This is a genomic window from Mycobacterium sp. SMC-4 (assembly GCF_025263265.1).
In the GTDB taxonomy this organism is placed as follows: Bacteria; Actinomycetota; Actinomycetes; order Mycobacteriales; family Mycobacteriaceae; genus Mycobacterium.
Map to the genome: position 1 here is coordinate 3,931,414 of NZ_CP079869.1, position 16,122 is coordinate 3,947,535.

The 16,122-nt window shown below is 66.9% G+C and carries 15 protein-coding genes and 2 pseudogenes; 8 read left to right on the forward strand and 9 right to left on the reverse strand.

Annotated elements, in window-relative coordinates; translation table 11 throughout:
- Position 1: 1 nt before the first annotated feature.
- Both KXD98_RS18585 and KXD98_RS18590 read right to left on the reverse strand, forming a co-directional pair.
- On the reverse strand, positions 2-883 hold the full coding sequence (locus KXD98_RS18585) for an LLM class flavin-dependent oxidoreductase (protein ID WP_260765294.1): 882 nt from the start codon (positions 881-883) through the stop codon (positions 2-4).
- 43 nt (positions 884-926) lie between these two features.
- Entirely contained in the window at positions 927-2,048 is a 1,122-nt protein-coding gene (locus KXD98_RS18590) for a TDT family transporter (protein ID WP_260759812.1), read from the reverse strand.
- Positions 2,049-2,179: 131 nt separating this feature from the next.
- On the opposite strand from KXD98_RS18590, the pseudogene KXD98_RS18595 reads away from it, so the two are divergent.
- From KXD98_RS18595 to KXD98_RS18615, 5 genes and pseudogenes are all read left to right on the forward strand, one after another.
- Positions 2,180-2,776, forward strand: a pseudogene (locus KXD98_RS18595) (sensor domain-containing protein); the annotation flags it as partial.
- Between the two features lie 117 nt (positions 2,777-2,893).
- Positions 2,894-3,886 (forward strand): IS481 family transposase, encoded by a 993-nt coding sequence (locus KXD98_RS18600; protein WP_260759813.1) that lies wholly within the window; start codon positions 2,894-2,896, stop codon positions 3,884-3,886.
- Positions 3,865-4,650, forward strand: a pseudogene (locus KXD98_RS18605) (sensor histidine kinase); the annotation flags it as partial. The gene KXD98_RS18600 and the pseudogene KXD98_RS18605, both read left to right, overlap by 22 nt.
- Complete coding sequence (locus KXD98_RS18610) at positions 4,638-5,282, forward strand: response regulator transcription factor (protein WP_260759814.1); 645 nt, start codon at positions 4,638-4,640, stop codon at positions 5,280-5,282. The pseudogene KXD98_RS18605 and the gene KXD98_RS18610, both read left to right, overlap by 13 nt.
- 19 nt (positions 5,283-5,301) lie before the next feature.
- Positions 5,302-6,186 (forward strand): DUF4097 domain-containing protein, encoded by an 885-nt coding sequence (locus KXD98_RS18615; protein ID WP_260759815.1) that lies wholly within the window; start codon positions 5,302-5,304, stop codon positions 6,184-6,186.
- On the opposite strand, the gene KXD98_RS18620 is transcribed toward KXD98_RS18615, so the two are convergent.
- The 3 genes from KXD98_RS18620 to KXD98_RS18630 are packed head-to-tail and all read right to left on the reverse strand — an operon-like array spanning position 6,183 to position 8,366.
- Complete coding sequence (locus KXD98_RS18620) at positions 6,183-7,196, reverse strand: nitronate monooxygenase (RefSeq protein ID WP_260759816.1); 1,014 nt, start codon at positions 7,194-7,196, stop codon at positions 6,183-6,185. The genes KXD98_RS18615 and KXD98_RS18620 overlap by 4 nt on opposite strands.
- A gap of 49 nt (positions 7,197-7,245) precedes the next feature.
- A complete protein-coding gene (locus tag KXD98_RS18625; RefSeq protein WP_260759817.1) occupies positions 7,246-7,713 on the reverse strand; it encodes an RrF2 family transcriptional regulator in 468 nt (155 codons plus the stop codon).
- A gap of 44 nt (positions 7,714-7,757) precedes the next feature.
- The gene (locus tag KXD98_RS18630) at positions 7,758-8,366 is read right to left on the reverse strand and encodes a hypothetical protein (RefSeq protein ID WP_260759818.1); all 609 of its coding nucleotides are present in this window, start codon (positions 8,364-8,366) and stop codon (positions 7,758-7,760) included.
- A 165-nt stretch (positions 8,367-8,531) separates the two neighbouring features.
- On the opposite strand from KXD98_RS18630, the gene KXD98_RS18635 reads away from it, so the two are divergent.
- Positions 8,532-9,770, forward strand: coding sequence for an acyltransferase (locus tag KXD98_RS18635; protein ID WP_260759819.1), 1,239 nt, complete (start codon positions 8,532-8,534; stop codon positions 9,768-9,770).
- A gap of 23 nt (positions 9,771-9,793) precedes the next feature.
- On the forward strand, positions 9,794-10,798 hold the full coding sequence (locus tag KXD98_RS18640) for an SGNH hydrolase domain-containing protein (RefSeq protein WP_260759820.1): 1,005 nt from the start codon (positions 9,794-9,796) through the stop codon (positions 10,796-10,798).
- A gap of 22 nt (positions 10,799-10,820) precedes the next feature.
- Here the strand turns inward: KXD98_RS18640 and KXD98_RS18645 are convergent, their stop codons facing one another.
- On the reverse strand, positions 10,821-11,240 hold the full coding sequence (locus KXD98_RS18645) for an ANTAR domain-containing protein (RefSeq protein ID WP_260759821.1): 420 nt from the start codon (positions 11,238-11,240) through the stop codon (positions 10,821-10,823).
- A gap of 115 nt (positions 11,241-11,355) precedes the next feature.
- Between KXD98_RS18645 and KXD98_RS18650 the strand changes: the two genes are divergently transcribed.
- Positions 11,356-12,513, forward strand: coding sequence for a M20 family metallopeptidase (locus KXD98_RS18650; RefSeq protein ID WP_260759822.1), 1,158 nt, complete (start codon positions 11,356-11,358; stop codon positions 12,511-12,513).
- A 27-nt stretch (positions 12,514-12,540) separates the two neighbouring features.
- Here KXD98_RS18650 and KXD98_RS18655 read toward each other — a convergent pair whose 3' ends face one another.
- The 3 genes from KXD98_RS18655 to cysD are packed head-to-tail and all read right to left on the reverse strand — an operon-like array spanning position 12,541 to position 16,084.
- Entirely contained in the window at positions 12,541-13,272 is a 732-nt protein-coding gene (locus KXD98_RS18655; RefSeq protein WP_260759823.1) for a 3'(2'),5'-bisphosphate nucleotidase CysQ, read from the reverse strand.
- The gene (gene cysC / locus KXD98_RS18660) at positions 13,269-15,122 is read right to left on the reverse strand and encodes an adenylyl-sulfate kinase (protein WP_260759824.1); all 1,854 of its coding nucleotides are present in this window, start codon (positions 15,120-15,122) and stop codon (positions 13,269-13,271) included. The genes KXD98_RS18655 and cysC overlap by 4 nt, the downstream gene beginning before the upstream one ends.
- A 32-nt stretch (positions 15,123-15,154) precedes the next feature.
- A complete protein-coding gene (cysD, locus tag KXD98_RS18665) occupies positions 15,155-16,084 on the reverse strand; it encodes a sulfate adenylyltransferase subunit CysD (RefSeq protein WP_260759825.1) in 930 nt (309 codons plus the stop codon).
- Positions 16,085-16,122: the final 38 nt, after the last annotated feature.

The following is a 16,122-nucleotide window of genomic DNA, read 5'->3' on the forward strand; positions in this document are numbered from 1 at the left end:
GTCAGCTGAGATCGGAAACGATCTCCGCGACGCGACGCACCTGGTCGAGGTCCGAACTGGTGGGGATGAGGTGGACTTCGTCGGTACCGATTGCGGCGAACCTCTCCAGCACCGACCGCAATTCGTCGGGGGTGCCGGACCATCCGGTTCCAGGGGCCATCGCGTCGACGATCTCGGCGGGAATCCAGTTCATGTAGCGCAGCAGATGCCGGCGCACCTGCTCACGAGGCGCATCGCCCTCGCCGATCGCGAACCAGAACGACGTCGCCAGATGTGGTTCGCCGCGGCCCTGGGCGCGCCACGCGTCCCGCGCGACATCGAAGAGCTCGAGCTGCTTGGCGGTGTCGAGGTCGAGGGTGGTTCCGGCCAAGCCGTCGGCCCAACCGGCCGCACTGCGCACCGTTTTGGGCCCCATCGTGCCGACCAGCAGCTGGGGGCCGCCGGTCTGCACGGGCGGCGGCCCGACCGGCAACGTCGAGTCGGTGATCTTCTCCCCCGCCCACACCCGCCTCATCACCGCGACCCGCTCGGCCATCTGGCGCATGGTCTGGGTGGCCGGATCGGCACCGACCGACCGATAGTCCTCATGTCGGCCGCCGACACCCAGGCCCACCGTCAGTCGCCCCCCACTGAGCACGTCCCCGGTGGCCAACTGCTTTGCCAGCAACACCGGATCGTGCAGCTGCGGGATGACCACCGTGGTCACCAGGCGCACCCGGTCGGTCCACGCCGCCAGCGCCCCGAGCAGCGTCAACGCCTCGGGGTTGTCGAACGCGATGCGCTCACCCCAGCACAGCGACGAGAACGGACCCTCGTCGATGACCCGGGTCCACGCCTTGAGCGTGGCACGGTCCAAGTCGGGCTCCATCACCGGCATCGTCATTCCGATTCGCACGTCGGCGATTCTGACACGAGCGCCGCCGCGGTCAGGGCTCGCGCGGCGGGTCCTTGTAGGCGCGGATGGGATCGGCGGGCGGCGGCGCGAACAACGCCCCGCGCAGCCCGCCGCCGAACGTGCGCACCGCGACCAGCAGCCAGGTGATCAGCAGCCCGACGTAGGCGATCGCGGCCGCCACCCGGAACACCGGCAGCCCGGTGTGCAACGCCAGCTGAGTGGTCCCGGTGACGAACGTGCCGACCGGGAAGGTCAGGCTCCACCAGGTCAACGCGAACGGCATGCCGCGTCGCAGGGTGCGCACCGTCAGCGACGTTGCCAACGCGATCCACAGCACCGCGAAACCCCACACCGGAACCCCGTAGAGCACGGCGAACACCGCCATGCCGTCGGCGATCTGCCGGTCCACCGCCAACGGCGCATCGGCAGCCAACAGCCCGGTGACGGTGATGGACTGACCGAGCGGGCCCAGCACGATCCACAGGGTCGGCACCCGGGCGCTGCCGGAGGTTCCGTAGTGGGCCAACCGGCTCCACACCATGGTGATGATGATCAACGACGCCACCAGCGACAGCCCGAACATGGCCAGGCAGCCGTAGAACATGGTCTCGCGGCCGGCCCCTTCGCCCATGTGCGGTATCAGCATGGCCCCGGTGGCGGCCGACACCATGGGTGGCACCACGGGCATCAACCAACCCCCGAACGCGGCGTCAGGTTCTACCCGGTACTGGGTGAACATCAGATGCGGGATGCTCATCGCGGTGAACAGACCGCCGGCGGTGCCGGCCACCCACAACCCCCAGGCCAGGTCCACTGCGATCCGGGTGCCGATGAGATCGCGTCCCACCAGCAGCGCTCCGGCGGCGACCGTCAGCAGCGCCATCGGGGCGGCACCGTAGAAGTGCGCCATCTGCGGGTTTCGCACGTGGCTGCGCGCCACGGTCGGGTTGCGCACCCAGTGCGCGATCATCGCGACGACGAGAACCACCAGCCACAGAGCCGAGACGGCCCACACCGCCGATGCGAACCCGCGCAGTCCCGGCACGTGCACCGGCAGTGACGCTCCGGCCGTGGCCACGATGCCGGTCCCCATCACCGAGGCGAACCAGTTGGGTCCGAGGTAGCCGAGGACCTTCGGCCTTTCTCCGGTCATCCGGCCAGTATCGCCGCCGCGGGACACCCCGGGAGGACAATGCCCCGCCAGACGCACCCGGGGGATAACCCCCAGGGAACTGTCCGGAAAACGCTGTGTCGGGAAAGTGCCGAGATCCATAGGTTTAAGACATGTCCGCCCCATCCAACATCGACGTCGACACCGACACCCACATCGGCACCGACACCGACACCGCCGAGAGCAGCACACCGCGTTCCAGCCTTGCTCCCCCGCTGCGCACCCACCCGCTCGGAGTGGTGCCCAGCGCCTCGCTGCTCGTCGGTGGGGTGCTGGGTTCGGTGTGGTTCTGGATACCGCTGACCATCTTCATCATCGGCATCTCCTCGATTCCCAGTGTCATCGGATTCGTGCTGTCCGCAGTCGTTTTCGTGTATCTCATCCGGGGCATCGAGCATGTCGAACGAGTCCGCAGCGAGGCGGTATTCGGGATGGGGCTGGGAGTCCCGCCTCGTCGTCGGTCACCGCACACCGGATTCCAGGGTTGGGCGCACCAGTTGTGGCTCGACGTCAGCAGTTCCCGGTTCTGGAAAGCCGCCGCACACCACTACCTGCGCATGGCCTATGACATCGCGGTGACCGCGCTGGCGCTGCTGCTGCTGACGTTCGCGTTCCTGGCCCCTGCCGGGGCCGTCGCGATCGGCAACAGTGACGCCGAGGCCGGGCTGTCGTTCCTGCCCACCCCACTGGCCCTGCTGCTAGCTGTACTGCCCAGGCAGGTTGGTTGAGAAAGTGTGACGACGCGCTATAGCGATCGTTGATCGGCGAAGGTCTCCTGTCGTGGAGTGGAGCTGCTACCACTTCACTTCAACGAACAGGAGACCTTCGTGGTCCACGCTAACGCTGTTCTGACTCCGCGCGGGCGCTTGATGCTCGCTCGTCTGATCGTCGACGAGGGCTGGCCGATCGTTCGGGCCGCCGAGCACTTCCACGTGTCCTGGCCGACGGCCAAACGCTGGGCGGTCCGTTATCTGGAAATGGGTCCGGCGGGCATGGCAGATCGATCCAGCCGGCCCCATCACTGCCCCCATCGCACACCTTCGGCAATTGTGCGCAAGATCGTTGAGCTGCGATGGAGACATCGGCTCTCACCGCTGGCGATCGCGTCGCGACTGTCGATGGCCGCGTCTACCGTGCATGCCGTACTGGTGCGGTGCCGCCTGAACCATCTGTCACACGTCGATATTCGCACCGGCGAGATGATCCGTCGGTACGAACATGGCCAGCCCGGCGCAATGATTCACGTTGATGTCAAGAAGCTCGGCAACATCCCCTTCGGCGGCGGATGGCGCTTCGTCGGTCGCGCGCAAGGCGGGAAGAATCGACGCCTAACCCCGGGCAAGGCTCGCAGCAAGTACCACCACGAGCTGATCGGACATGCATTCGTGCACACCGTGATCGACGATCACTCACGGGTTGCTTACGCCGAGATTCACGACGATGAAACGGCCACTACAGCCGCCGCGGTATTACGACGCGCCGTGGGGTGGTTCGCCGCTCGCGGAGTCACGGTCAGTCGAGTGCTCTCCGACAATGGTGGCTGCTACCGCTCCTTCGTCTGGCGCGATACCTGCGCCGAGCTGCAGATCAAACACGTCCGCACTCGGCCCTACCGGCCGCAGACCAACGGCAAGATCGAGAGATTTCACCGCACGATGGCCAACGAATGGGCGTTTGCCCGCCACTACCGCGACGAACGCACCCGTCGCTCAGCACTGCCAGGCTGGCTACACACCTACAATCACCATCGGCAACACTCGGCGATCGGCAAGGTCCCACCCATCACCCGATTGATCAACCTGCCTGGGCAGTACAGCTAGCTGTCGTTGCGTTCGCTGCGGCGGTCGCGTTGCTGGTGTTCGGCCCAGCGCTGGACGCCAAGATCGACCGCTGGTTGTTGACCCCGTCGCCGACTGCGGCATTGCAGTATCAGGTCAACGCGCTGGCCGATGCCCGCGCCGGAGCTGTCACCTCGGCACAGACCGAGCGCCATCGCATCGAGCGCGACCTGCACGACGGCGTCCAGCCCCGGCTGGTGTCACTGGCCATGACCATCGGCCTGGCGCGGACCAAACTCGACACCGACCTCCCCGCGGCCAAGGAGCTCATCGCCGAAGCCCACGAGGACGCCAAGAGTGCCCTGGTGGAGTTGCGCAACGTGGTCCGCGGAATCGCGCCCACCATCTTGTCCGACCGCGGCTTGGATGCGGCGCTGTCCGCGGTGGCGCAACGCGCCACCAACGCCGGCATACCGACGACGCTGAGCGTGCACCTGCCGCGCCGCCTTCCCGAGGAGGTCGAGGCCTGCGCCTACTTCGTGGTCGCCGAGGCCCTGACGAACACCATCCGCCATTCCGGGGCATCCCAGGCGGCGGTCACGGTACGACTCGACGAAGCCTCCGACCGGCTGCACGTCACGGTGTTCGACGACGGACATGGTGGCGCCCAGATCACCGATGGCGAAGACGCCACGGGCCTGCGCGGACTCGACGAACGGGTACGCGCCGCCCAGGGCACCTTCTCGGTGTCCAGCCCTGTCACCGGACCCACGATCATCACCGCGGTGCTGCCATGCGCATCGTGATCGCCGAGGACTCGGCGCTGCTGCGCACCGGCATCGAGCGCATCCTCACCGACGCCGGCCACCAGATGCTCGCCGGCGTCTCCGACGCCACCGACCTGCTGCGGCTGGTCAACGAGCTGCAACCCGACTTGGTCATCGTCGACGTCCGGATGCCTCCGACGTTCACCGACGAGGGAATCCGCGCGGCGGCTCTGCTGCGCAACCAGAACCCCGAATCACCGGTTCTGGTGCTGTCCCACTACGTCGAAGAGCGCTACGCCGCCGATCTGATCGCCGCGGACACCAAGGGATTCGGCTATCTGCTCAAGGATCGCGTGGCCGATGTTCCGGCGTTCCTCGACGCGGTACACACCGTCGGTTCCGGCGGCACGGTGCTGGACCCGGAAGTGGTGTCACAGATCCTCGTGCGCTCCCGCAGCCGCGCCGCGCTGGACGCGCTGACCCCCCGCGAGCACGACGTGCTCCAGCTGATGGCCGAGGGCAGAACCAACTCCGCGATCGCCGCCGAACTGCACATGTCGATCGGGTCGGCGGAGAAGCACATCGCGTCGATCTTCGCCAAGCTCAACCTGGCCCCCGACGACAGCGAGAACAGACGCGTGTTGGCCGTGCTGCGATACCTCGAATCGTGAACCGTCGAAAGGACTTTCCATGACGAACGTGATCGCCCCCACCCCGCCGCCGGAGGCCCCGGCCCCACAGCTGTCGTCGGGCGCGCGCACCACGCTGCGTGTCGGACTGATCGTCACCGCCTCGGTGCTGCTGGTCGCGGTGCTGGTCACGCTGGCCGGCCTCGCGTTCGGCGTCAGCAGATTCCGGGTGGTCGCCGAGTCTTCCCCGTTGCCGAACACATTGCGAACACTGGAGATCGACATCGAGTCCGCGCCGGCCGCGGTACGCATCCGATCGGAGCGGTCGATCGACGAGCCGCGGGTCGACATGCGAATGATCAACTCGACCGGCGCGGACGCGCGGCCGCTCAGCGTCAGCGCCGACGGCACCAGCGCCCGGGTGAGTGTCGATCCTGAGTCCTCGCACCTGCTGCGGCGAGCCAGGGCGGGTGAGATCACCGTCGTCCTGCCTGAAGCGATCGCCCGTCGGCTCAACGTCACCATCCGTCAGCAGATGGGCGTGGTGTTCGCCGACGCCGACCTCGACCAGTTGACCGCCCGGACCCGGGACGGGGCAGTGGTGCTCAGTGGGTCGGCGCGCAGCATCGACATCGACAGCGAGAACGGCGAGATCGTCAGCCGCCGACCCATCTCGGTGTCGGAGACCTTCCGCGCCGTCACCGGCACCGGCGACGTCAGCGTCGAGTTCGCGGCGACCGCGGAGACGGTCGAGGTCGGCTCGCGGACAGGCGACGTGGTTGTTTCGCTCCCCTCGCCCGGCCCGTATGTCGTCGATGCCACCACCGGCAGCGCCCATGGCAACACGGTTGTCGGGGTGCCGCAGACCCGCGACCGCGACCAGGCGCTTGCGGTGATCACCGCCCGGTCGGACACCGGCGACGTCGCCGTCAACGACGCGGGTTAGAGCAACGCTGCCATGATCTCGCGAACCGGTCCGGCCTGAACCTGGGCGAATCCTGTTCCGGCCCAGATGTTGATCGCCTCCGGGTCGTCGGCGCGTACCGCAGCCGCCCGCAGGGGGCCGGTCAGGTAGTGCACCTCGGGATAGGCCAGCGGCGCATGCCGATCGTAGATGTCGACGAACCGGTTGCGCAGCCCTCGGGCATATCGTCCCGAGAACGCCTTGGTGACAGCGGTTTCGGTGAAGTGACCGCCCTGAAGCGCAGCCCGGTGCACCGGGCTGCTACCCGCCTCGTCGCTGCACAGAAATGCCGTCCCCAGTTGGGCGGCGCACGCGCCGGCGTGCCGGACCTGGTCGATATCCGAGCCCGTCATCAACCCGCCGGCAGCCACGACAGGTAAGCCGGTCTGGGCGCTCAGCGCCCGAACCAGTTCGACGAGTGGCTGATTCGACGGCTCGGCGATGGCATCGAATGTCCCGCGATGCCCGCCGGCGCCGGGCCCTTGCGCGGCAAGCGCATCCACACCGCAGTCCGCGGCGCGACGCGCTTCTGCCACCGTCGTTACGGTCGCCACGGTGGCGATCCCGGCCTCGGTCAGCCGGCGACGCTCCTCGAGCCTGGGCAGACCGAACGTGAACGACACCACCGCGGGCCGGATCTCGAGCAGAGCTTCGAGCTTGGCCGACCAGTCCTCGTCGAAGTGGCGGGGCACTCCGAGGTCGACGCCGTAGCGTTGCGCCTCGCCGCCCAATCTGGCCGCGTAGGCATCGAGGTCCGCGGGGTTGGCGGTGCTGGGGCCGGGCACGAAGAGATTGGCACCGACCGGACCGGAGGTCAGCCCCAGGGTGCTCTGAAGTTGCTGCGCGAACGCCGGCGCCGTCAGGTACCCGGCCGGGACGAACCCGAGCCCGCCGGCATCGGTGCCGGCGGCAGCCAGCTCCGGGGTCGACGGCCCCCCGGCCATCGGGGCAATGACGATCGGGGCGGCCAGATCGCGGAAGTCGAACGCCACCTGCCCTTGGTACCACGACCGTGCCCGGCCCGGCGCGCAGAGCCGGCCCTCAGTGTCCGCGGGCCTGCTGCTGGTGGCGATAGTCGTCGGCCAGCGCGCCCACGTGCCCGGGCAGCTCCCCGGTGGCCACGTCAGCCAGGCTGGTTTCTTCCAGCACCGAGCGCATGCTGGCCCGCAGTGCCCGCCAGACGTCGGTCAACGCCGCGGTAGGACCGGAATAGGGCAGATCACCCAGCCCGATGTCACGCACGCTGGCCAGCGGACCGTCGATGCAGCGCAGCACATCGGCCAGACTGATGTCGGCGGCGGGCCGGGCCAGCTCGTAGCCGCCGTCGCGGCCGCGATGACTGCGCACCAACCGGTCGGTGCGCAGGTCCGACAGGATGTCGACGAGGAACTGCGCCGGGATGCCTTGAGCTTTTGCCAGATCGTCGGTCTTCACCAGAGTGCCGTGCTCGACCGTCGCGAGCTGGACCATCGCCCGCACGGCATACTCCGCCTTGGCCGACATCCGCATCGCATCAGGCTAGCCAACAGCGCCCGGCAGATGCCGCTACGGCCTCAGGACGCCCCGGACAGGTCGGTGCAGTCCAGCCAGCGCCCGTCCTCGCGGGCGAACGGTGTGGTGTCGGTCCGGGTGTCGGGCGGCGCCTGACCCAGCTTGCGGGTGGTCGTGACGTCGGCCGTGGCGGTGTCGCCGGTGATCGTGATGTTCTCGATCCGGTCGACGGTCAGATCGGCCGACTGCCGGATCAGATCGAGCATGCCCGCTTTGTAGGCCGGCTCGTCGTAGTCCACCAGCGCCTGGGCGACCCGGTCCAACGTCTCTTGGGGCGCTCCGGGGCCGAACTGCGTGGTCAGGCCTTCAGTCACCTGCGGAAGGGTCAGTGCGGTGAGTTGCTCACGGGTGCCGAAGGCCTCCATCGGCGGTACCAGGTACCCACCGGGGTCGCTGGCCTGCTCACGATGCGCGGCGCAGGTCAGATCGGCCAGCGCGGCCCAGTCGCCGTCGGCGAAGGCTTGCGTCTGGGAATGGATGAGATCCCGGATCTGCTGTTCGTCGCCACTCACCGGGGCAAGTGAAGCGTCCCTAGGGGCGATCCCACCCTCGGACCCACACCCGGAAAGAGCCAGCGCCGCCACCGCAGCGGCGATCGCCATGCGGACCATTGGTGCCTCCCTGTGCGCGGCTACCCCAGCGACTCTAGACCCATCTCGCGCCGCCGCTTGAGGTCGCACAGGGAAGGCGGGCTAATTGAGGTTAGCCTAACCTCATGCTACTTTCCTCGGCGGAGCTGCACAGGTAGCTCACAGGGAGAGCGAAAGCAGGAATGAGTGGCGGTTGCAGTCGGTGCCGCCCACGAAGAGCAACGCGGCTCGGCACGGGGATACCGACGCGCCGACATTCAGGGCCTGCGCGCCGTCGCGGTGCTGGTGGTGATCTTCGATCACGTTGGCCTGCCGGGCTTCCCAGGTGGTTTCGTCGGCGTCGACGTCTTCTTCGTGATCTCCGGCTACGTGATCACCCAGATGCTGCTGCAGAAATCCACCGAGTCGGGCCGTGGCTGGTTCCTCGAGTTCTATGCCCACCGCGCGCGACGGATCGTCCCCGCTGCGACCTTGGTCATCATTCTCACCGTTCTCGCAACGTTCGAGCTCACCAATTTCCTGCGGGGGGCACGGGTACTGCCGGACGCGACGGCCGCATCGATGTTCCTCGCCAATTTCCACTTCATCGCGACCGGCACCGACTATGCCCAGCTCGGTGGTGATCCCTCTCCCCTGCAACACTTTTGGTCACTGGCAGTGGAGGAGCAGTTCTACCTGGCGTGGCCTCTGCTGACGATCCTGGCGATCACCGCCGCGGCCCGCACCCGCCGGGCCACACTGCGACAGGTCCTGTTCGGGCTTCTGGTGGCGATTGTGGCGGCCAGCTACGCCTATTCGATCGTGGTGACCCCGGCCAACGCCGTCGAGGCATTCTTCTCGCCATTGGCGCGTGCCTGGGAGTTGGCGATCGGCTGTCTGATCGCCGTGGCCCAACCACGGTTGGCCACCAGGATGTGGGACAGACCGGTCACCGCCACCGCCCTGGGCTGCTCGGGTCTTGCGGCGATCACCTGGTCGGTCGTCTGTCTCGATCACACCAGCCGTTTCCCGGGTTGGGTCGCGGCGGTCCCTGTGCTCGGTGCCGCGGCGCTTCTGATCGCCGGGATGTGCGCACGTCGCACGGTTGCGGCTGAGGTGCTGGGCGGGCGTGCCTTCGTCTACCTCGGCGATATCTCGTACTCGCTCTACCTGGTGCACTGGCCCGTCTTTGCCCTCACTGCCGCCCGCATCGGCGATGAATTCAGCTGGCCGACAGGACTGGTACTCATTGCAGCGACCTTCGCCGCAGCTACGGTGATGTACCACGCATTCGAGAATCCCATCCGTCGATCACGAAGACTGGCGGCGCGCCCCTGGTGGAGCCTGGTCATCATTCCGGTGAGTGTCGCCGCGGTTTTCGCAGTCGCAGCGTTCGAGCGATATCGATGGGCCTTACCCGTTCCCCTTGTCCAGCAATTGTTTTGAGTGCTCTGCGAAAGGATTATTGAATGACGATGCGTTACACCGCCAAGACCGTTGCGGGCGCCGCGATGTGCGCCGCGCTGGTGTCGTCCGGATGCCAGGCGGTGGGCGGCGAGCCGGGCCCGACCACCACCCCGGCCTCGGACTCGGGCGTCGCGTCCGCGCCGGCACCGGTGCCCCACACCGAGGTTTTGCAGGCGGTGCAGGCCGCGGCCGAATTGCGTGAGCTTCCGGCCAACATCACCAATGCCGAGCTACTGGCCGCCAGCGGCGACTACTCTGACCAGTGGTCGATCGAAGGGTGCGAACCGTCACTGGCCGAGACTCGGCTCGCCGACATCGGCCCGTGCACATTCGGTGACAGCACCAGCGAGCGAACCATGGTGCTGATCGGCGACTCCGCCGCATCGATGTGGCACGGAGCTCTCGATCTGATCGGCAAGCGCAACAACTGGCGGGTGATTGCGTTGACCAAGAGCAACTGCGGTCCAGCGTCGCTGACCTACTACCAGTGGCAACTGGAGCGCGCCTACACCGAGTGCGATGACTGGCAGGACTGGCGGATGGAGATCATCGGCCAGGAGAAGGCCGAGATTGTCGTCATGGCCGGATGGTACGACGGCGGCAACCAGGGACCCGGCCGTGAAACGACCCCGCAGATCTGGCGCGACGCCTTGGTCGAGACCATCAGAGCACTACCCGAAGGATCGAAGGCCGTGTTGCTGGGCAACATTGCGCGTCCGTCGCAGAACCCCTCTGAGTGTGCGGCGAACAATCCCACCGATCTCACTCGGTGTGCGACGCCGGCAGCCGACGCGTTGCCCGAACAGGCGGGCTGGTCGGGTGCCGCCGAAGTCACGGGGCAGACCTTTGTCGACGTCGACCCGTGGTTCTGCACCGAGGTCTGCCCAGCCGTCATTGCCGATCAACTCGTGTATTCGGGCAGGTACCACCTCACCGAGGAGTACGCCCGGTACCTGTCGGGATCCATCGAGGAGATCATCACACCGGCCCTGCATGCGCCGCGCTGACCCATCTGCTGCGCCAAGCCCCTCACGAACCGGAAGCGGGCGAACGCGGCGAGGCGAAGTGCGTTCTCCAGTATGTCAACCCACGATCGGCTTCCGCATCCAGATCGGTGTCGTTCACCCAAGCCAGCAACGCTTGGGAGGCCGCGCCCAGGCCGAGTCGCGCGCTCTGAGTCGCGCAGATCAGCGCGGCCCGTGCCTGATCTTCCGAGCATCGCCGAAGCGCCATGTATGCGCCGATGGCCATGTCGATCTCGCGCCGCGACGTGTGCTGCGCCGTGCAGGAGGTCCGATTGTCGCCCCGTCGCGCTGATCGCACGGGGGGCGTATGCCGGGATGTGTAACCGGCGACGGGTTGCATGAAAGACCTCCTGTCCTGGTAGAGCAGTATCAGCGGTTGCGATTCACGGTACCCGAAATGCGGCTTGATGAAAATCGTTCCCATTAGGGTGGTGGTCCTACCGTGTGAACGCCGTTGCCGCGCCTATGCTCGGGAGTCATGAAGGGTGTGCGAATTCTCGGCCCAACTCCGGCCGACGTCTGGGCAAGGTGACGTCGCCATGAGCGATCCCACCACCGACCTGGTCCCGCTGCGCCGCACACTGCACCGCATTCCAGAGTTGGGCTATCAAGAACACCAGACACGCAAAACCGTCGCTGACTACGTGGGTCGCTATGCGACATGTCAAACGATCGCCAAGACCGGCTTCATCGCCGACATCGGACCACCGACCGCGTCCAGGACAGTGCTCTTGCGGGCTGACATGGACGCGCTGCCGATCCACGAAGACACCGGCCTGCCCTACGCGTCGACGAACGGCGGGCACATGCACGCCTGCGGACACGATGCGCACATGGCCTCGCTCGCGGTCGCCGGTCGCTTGCTGGCCGAGACACCCCCGGAGGACGTGCGGGTGCGGTTGCTGTTCCAGCCGGCAGAAGAGGGCGGCGACGGTGCGCAAGCGTGCATCGACGACGGCGCACTGGACGGTGTCGACGCCGCGTTCGGGATTCACGTCTGGAACGAGCTGCCGCTGGGCACGGTGGCGCTCACCCCCGGCGGCATCATGGCCGGAGTCGTCGAGCTCGGAATCCGCGTCATCGGTCATGGGGGCCACGGCGCCATGCCGCATCGCACCACCGATCCCGTGGTCGCGGCGGCACACCTGATCACCGCGCTACAGACCATCGCAAGCCGTGCCACCGCGCCGGTCGACCCGGTCGTGGTCACTATCGGAAGCATCCACGGCGGCGACGCCTTCAACGTCATTCCTGGTGTGGTCGAGATGCGTGGCACGTGCCGCGGCTTCTCCACCCAGGTCATCGAAGACACCGAGCACCAGGTCAGAACCATCTCGGCCGGAATCGCGGCGGCAACGGGCACCCAGATCGAGATCGACTGGCGCGTGACGCCGCGACCGACCGTCAACGATGGCGTGATGGCCGACCTCGCGGCGATCGCCGCCACCACGCGCATGCGCGGATTCGAGCACGTTCTCGCCGACTACCGCACCATGGCCGGTGAGGACTTCGGTGAGATACTCGCAGAAGTGCCTGGTTGTTTCGCTCTCGTCGGAAGCCAGAACGCTGCCCGAGGGCTCACCGAATCACATCACTCGCCGCGCTTCGAGATCGACGAGGCCGCCCTGCGCCTTGCTTGCGATCTGCACTGCGCGTTCGTCCGAGAATTCGCCGAGAGTGGAGCACCTCGGCACTGACGGCCAACCACCGTCGACGGCAACGTGTCAGGGGGCCGTCACGGCCAGCACCGCCTCAGCGAGCTCTGGCCGGCACACGATCAGGTCCGGGAGTTTGGAGTCGCGCTGGTTGTACACCAGCGGGGAACCATCGATGCGAGACGTGTACAGCCCGGCAGCGCGAGCGACCGCGACCGGTGCCGCGGAGTCCCATTCGTACTGCCCGCCGGCATGCACGTAGACATCGGAAACGCCCTGCACCACAGACGCGACTTTGGCTCCTGCCGAACCCATTTCGACAAGGGTGCCGCCCAGCGCGTCGCGCACCTGCAGCGCGACCGCGGGGGGCCGGGTCCGCGAAACCACCACCCGTGGCGACTCGGGGGCGACGGGTGGTGCGGGGACCGTCGGGGTGGCCAGTGTGACGCCCTGAGCGGGCAGCGCCACCGCACCGGCAACCAATTCACCGGCCTGCCACAACGCCACATGGACCGCCCAGTCGGTGCGGCCGAGCTCGGAGAACTCGCGCGTGCCGTCGAGGGGGTCGACGATCCAGACCCGCTGCGCGCCCAGCCGGACCGGGTTGTCCACTCCCTCCTCGGACAGCACCGCGTCGTGAGGCCGGTGCTCCGACAGAGCTGTCATCAGGAACTCGTGAGAACGTCTGTCGCCCTCGTCTTTTCGCTGCTGAGCACTGGCTTGTGCAAGTTCTCCGCGCACAGCGAGCAGCACGTCGCCGGCCTGGGTGGCCAGCCGTGCCGCCAACTCGTGATCGCTCACGCGTCGCTCGCCTCGCCCTCCAACAACGCGATAACCGCCTCGGCATGGGCATCCGGGCTCTGCTCGGGAGTCAGTCGCAGGTCTGGATTCTTGGGCCGCTGATAAGGGCTGTCGATACCGGTGAAATGAGTGATCTCCCCAGCGCGAGCTTTGGCGTAGAGCCCCTTGGGATCCCGGCGCTCACAATCTTCCAACGGCGTGTCGCAGAACACCTCGAAGAAATCGAGCCCGGCTTCACTGGTGACCTTTCGAGCCAGCTCGCGGTGCTCAGCCAACGGGCTGATCGCCGGTACCAGCACGACCTGTCCCGCGTCGGCCAGGATCGCCGCGACGTGGGCCAGCCGGCGCAGGTTTTCCGACCGGTCGGCCATGGAGAATCCCAGGTCGCCGTTGAGTCCGTGGCGCAGGTTGTCTCCGTCCAGCACGTAAGCGGGAATCCCTTTTTCGAGCAGCTTCTGTTCGACGAGCATCGCCACCGAGGACTTGCCCGAACCGGACAGTCCGGTGAACCACACGGTGCGACCCTTGGTCAGCCGGTCCTCGGCGGTGCACAGCGACTGGTGGCGCACCGCATTGGGGCTTGCGGTGCGGGCCGAGACCTGCGGCAGGATCATGCCCGCGGCGACAGTGCCGTTGGTGTTGGGGTCGATCAGGATGAACGAACCCGTCGCCGGATTGCGGGAGTATTCGTCGAGTAGCAGCGGGACCTGCGACCGCAGCGAGATACGGCCCAGCTCATTGAGTTTGAGCGCGGTTGCCGACTTGTCCCGATGCAGGGTGTTGACATCGAGCCGGTAGTCCAGCCCGGCCACCCGGACCCGGGTCGTGCGAGTGGTCTGCTTGATCAGGTAATCGCGGCCCGGTTCGAGCGAGTCGCCATCGGCCATCCAGCACACCGTGGCGTCGAACTCCTGGGTGACGCGCGGCTGATTGTTCGGCCGGGCCAGCATGTCGCCGCGGGACACGTCGAGGTCGTCGGTCAGGCTGACCGAGACCGCCATCGGTGGAAACGCCTCGTCGACCGGCCCGCCCGGGCCCTCGATCTTCGCGATCCGGCTGGTCTTGCCGGTGGGCAGCACCACCACGTCGTCGCCGACGCGCATCACGCCACTGGCCACAGTTCCGGCGTAACTGCGGTGATCGTGGTGCTCACGGGTCTGCGGACGGATCACGTACTGCACCGGGAACCGCACGTCGACCAGATTGCGGTCGCCGGCGATGTAGACCTCCTCGAGATGACTCAGCAGTGCCGGGCCCTCGTACCAGGGAGTCACGTCGGACTTGGTGACCACGTTGTCGCCGTTGAGTGCCGACAGCGGAATCGCGGTGACATCGTGGATGTCCAGCCGGGCGGCGAAATCGTGGAAGTCGTCCCGGATCTTCTCGAACTGATCCCGGTCCCAGCCGATCAGGTCCATCTTGTTGACGGCCAGCACGATGTGGCGAATACCCAACAGCGATGCCAGGAATGCGTGCCTGCGAGACTGCTCCAGCAGTCCGTGGCGGGCATCGACGAGCACAATGGCCAGCTGCGCCGTCGAGGTCCCGGTGACCATGTTGCGGGTGTACTGGATGTGGCCCGGGGTGTCGGCGATGATGAACTTGCGCTTTGCGGTCGCGAAGTAACGGTAAGCCACATCGATGGTGATGCCCTGCTCGCGTTCGGCCCGCAGACCGTCGGTCACCAGCGCCAGATCGGTGTAGTCGTGTCCGCGTTCCTTGGAGGTGCGCTCCACCGCAGCGAGCTGATCCTCCATCACGGCCTTGGAGTCGAACAGCAGCCGCCCGATCAACGTCGATTTGCCGTCGTCGACCGAACCTGCGGTCGCGATGCGTAGCAACGTCGCCATCTCAATTCCTCCCGTCGCTGCGCACGGCCATGTCAGAAATACCCTTCACGTTTGCGGTCTTCCATTCCTGCTTCGGAGATCCGGTCATCGGCGCGGGTGGCGCCGCGTTCGGTCAGCCGCGACACCGCGGTCTCGGCGATCACCTCGGAGACGGTGGCGGCGGTGGACTCCACGCAGCCGGTGCAGGTGACGTCGCCGACGGTGCGGAACCGGACGGTCTTCTCGACGATCGGCTCGTCCTTACGGGGCTGCATGAACTTGTGCACCGCCAGCAACATGCCGTCGCGCTCGAACACCGGACGCCGATGCGCGTAGTAGATCGATGGCAGCGCGATCTTCTCGGCACCGATGTAGGACCAGATGTCGAATTCAGTCCAGTTCGACAACGGGAAGGCCCGGATGTGCTCGCCTTTGCGATGCCGGCCGTTGTACAGGTTCCACAATTCCGGACGCTGACTCTTCGGATCCCACTGCCCGAACTCGTCACGGAAGCTGAACACCCGCTCCTTGGCGCGCGCCTTCTCCTCGTCGCGACGCGCCCCGCCGAATGCGGCGTCGAACTTGTTCTCCCGAATCGCGCGCAGCAGCGTGAAGGTCTGCATCGGATTGCGCGAGGGGATGGTCTCGACCACCCGGCCGGCGTCGATGTCGTCCTGCACCTTGGCCACGACCAGGCGCACACCCGACTCGGCCACGAGCTCATCGCGCGCCGCCAGCACCTCGTCGAAGTTGTGGCCGGTGTCGACATGCATGACCGGGAACGGCAGACGTCCGGGCCGGAAGGCCTTGAGCGCCAGATGCAGCATCACGATCGAGTCCTTGCCGCCGGAGAACAGCAGCACCGGCCGTTCGAACTCGGCGGCGACCTCGCGGATGATGTGGATCGCCTCGGCCTCCAGCGCGCGCAGGTGGCTGAGTTCGTAGCGCCCGGCGTTTCGGGTCAGCTCGTCAGTGGCGGTCATCATTTCCTCATAAAGTTGGTAGAACTGACCATATTTAC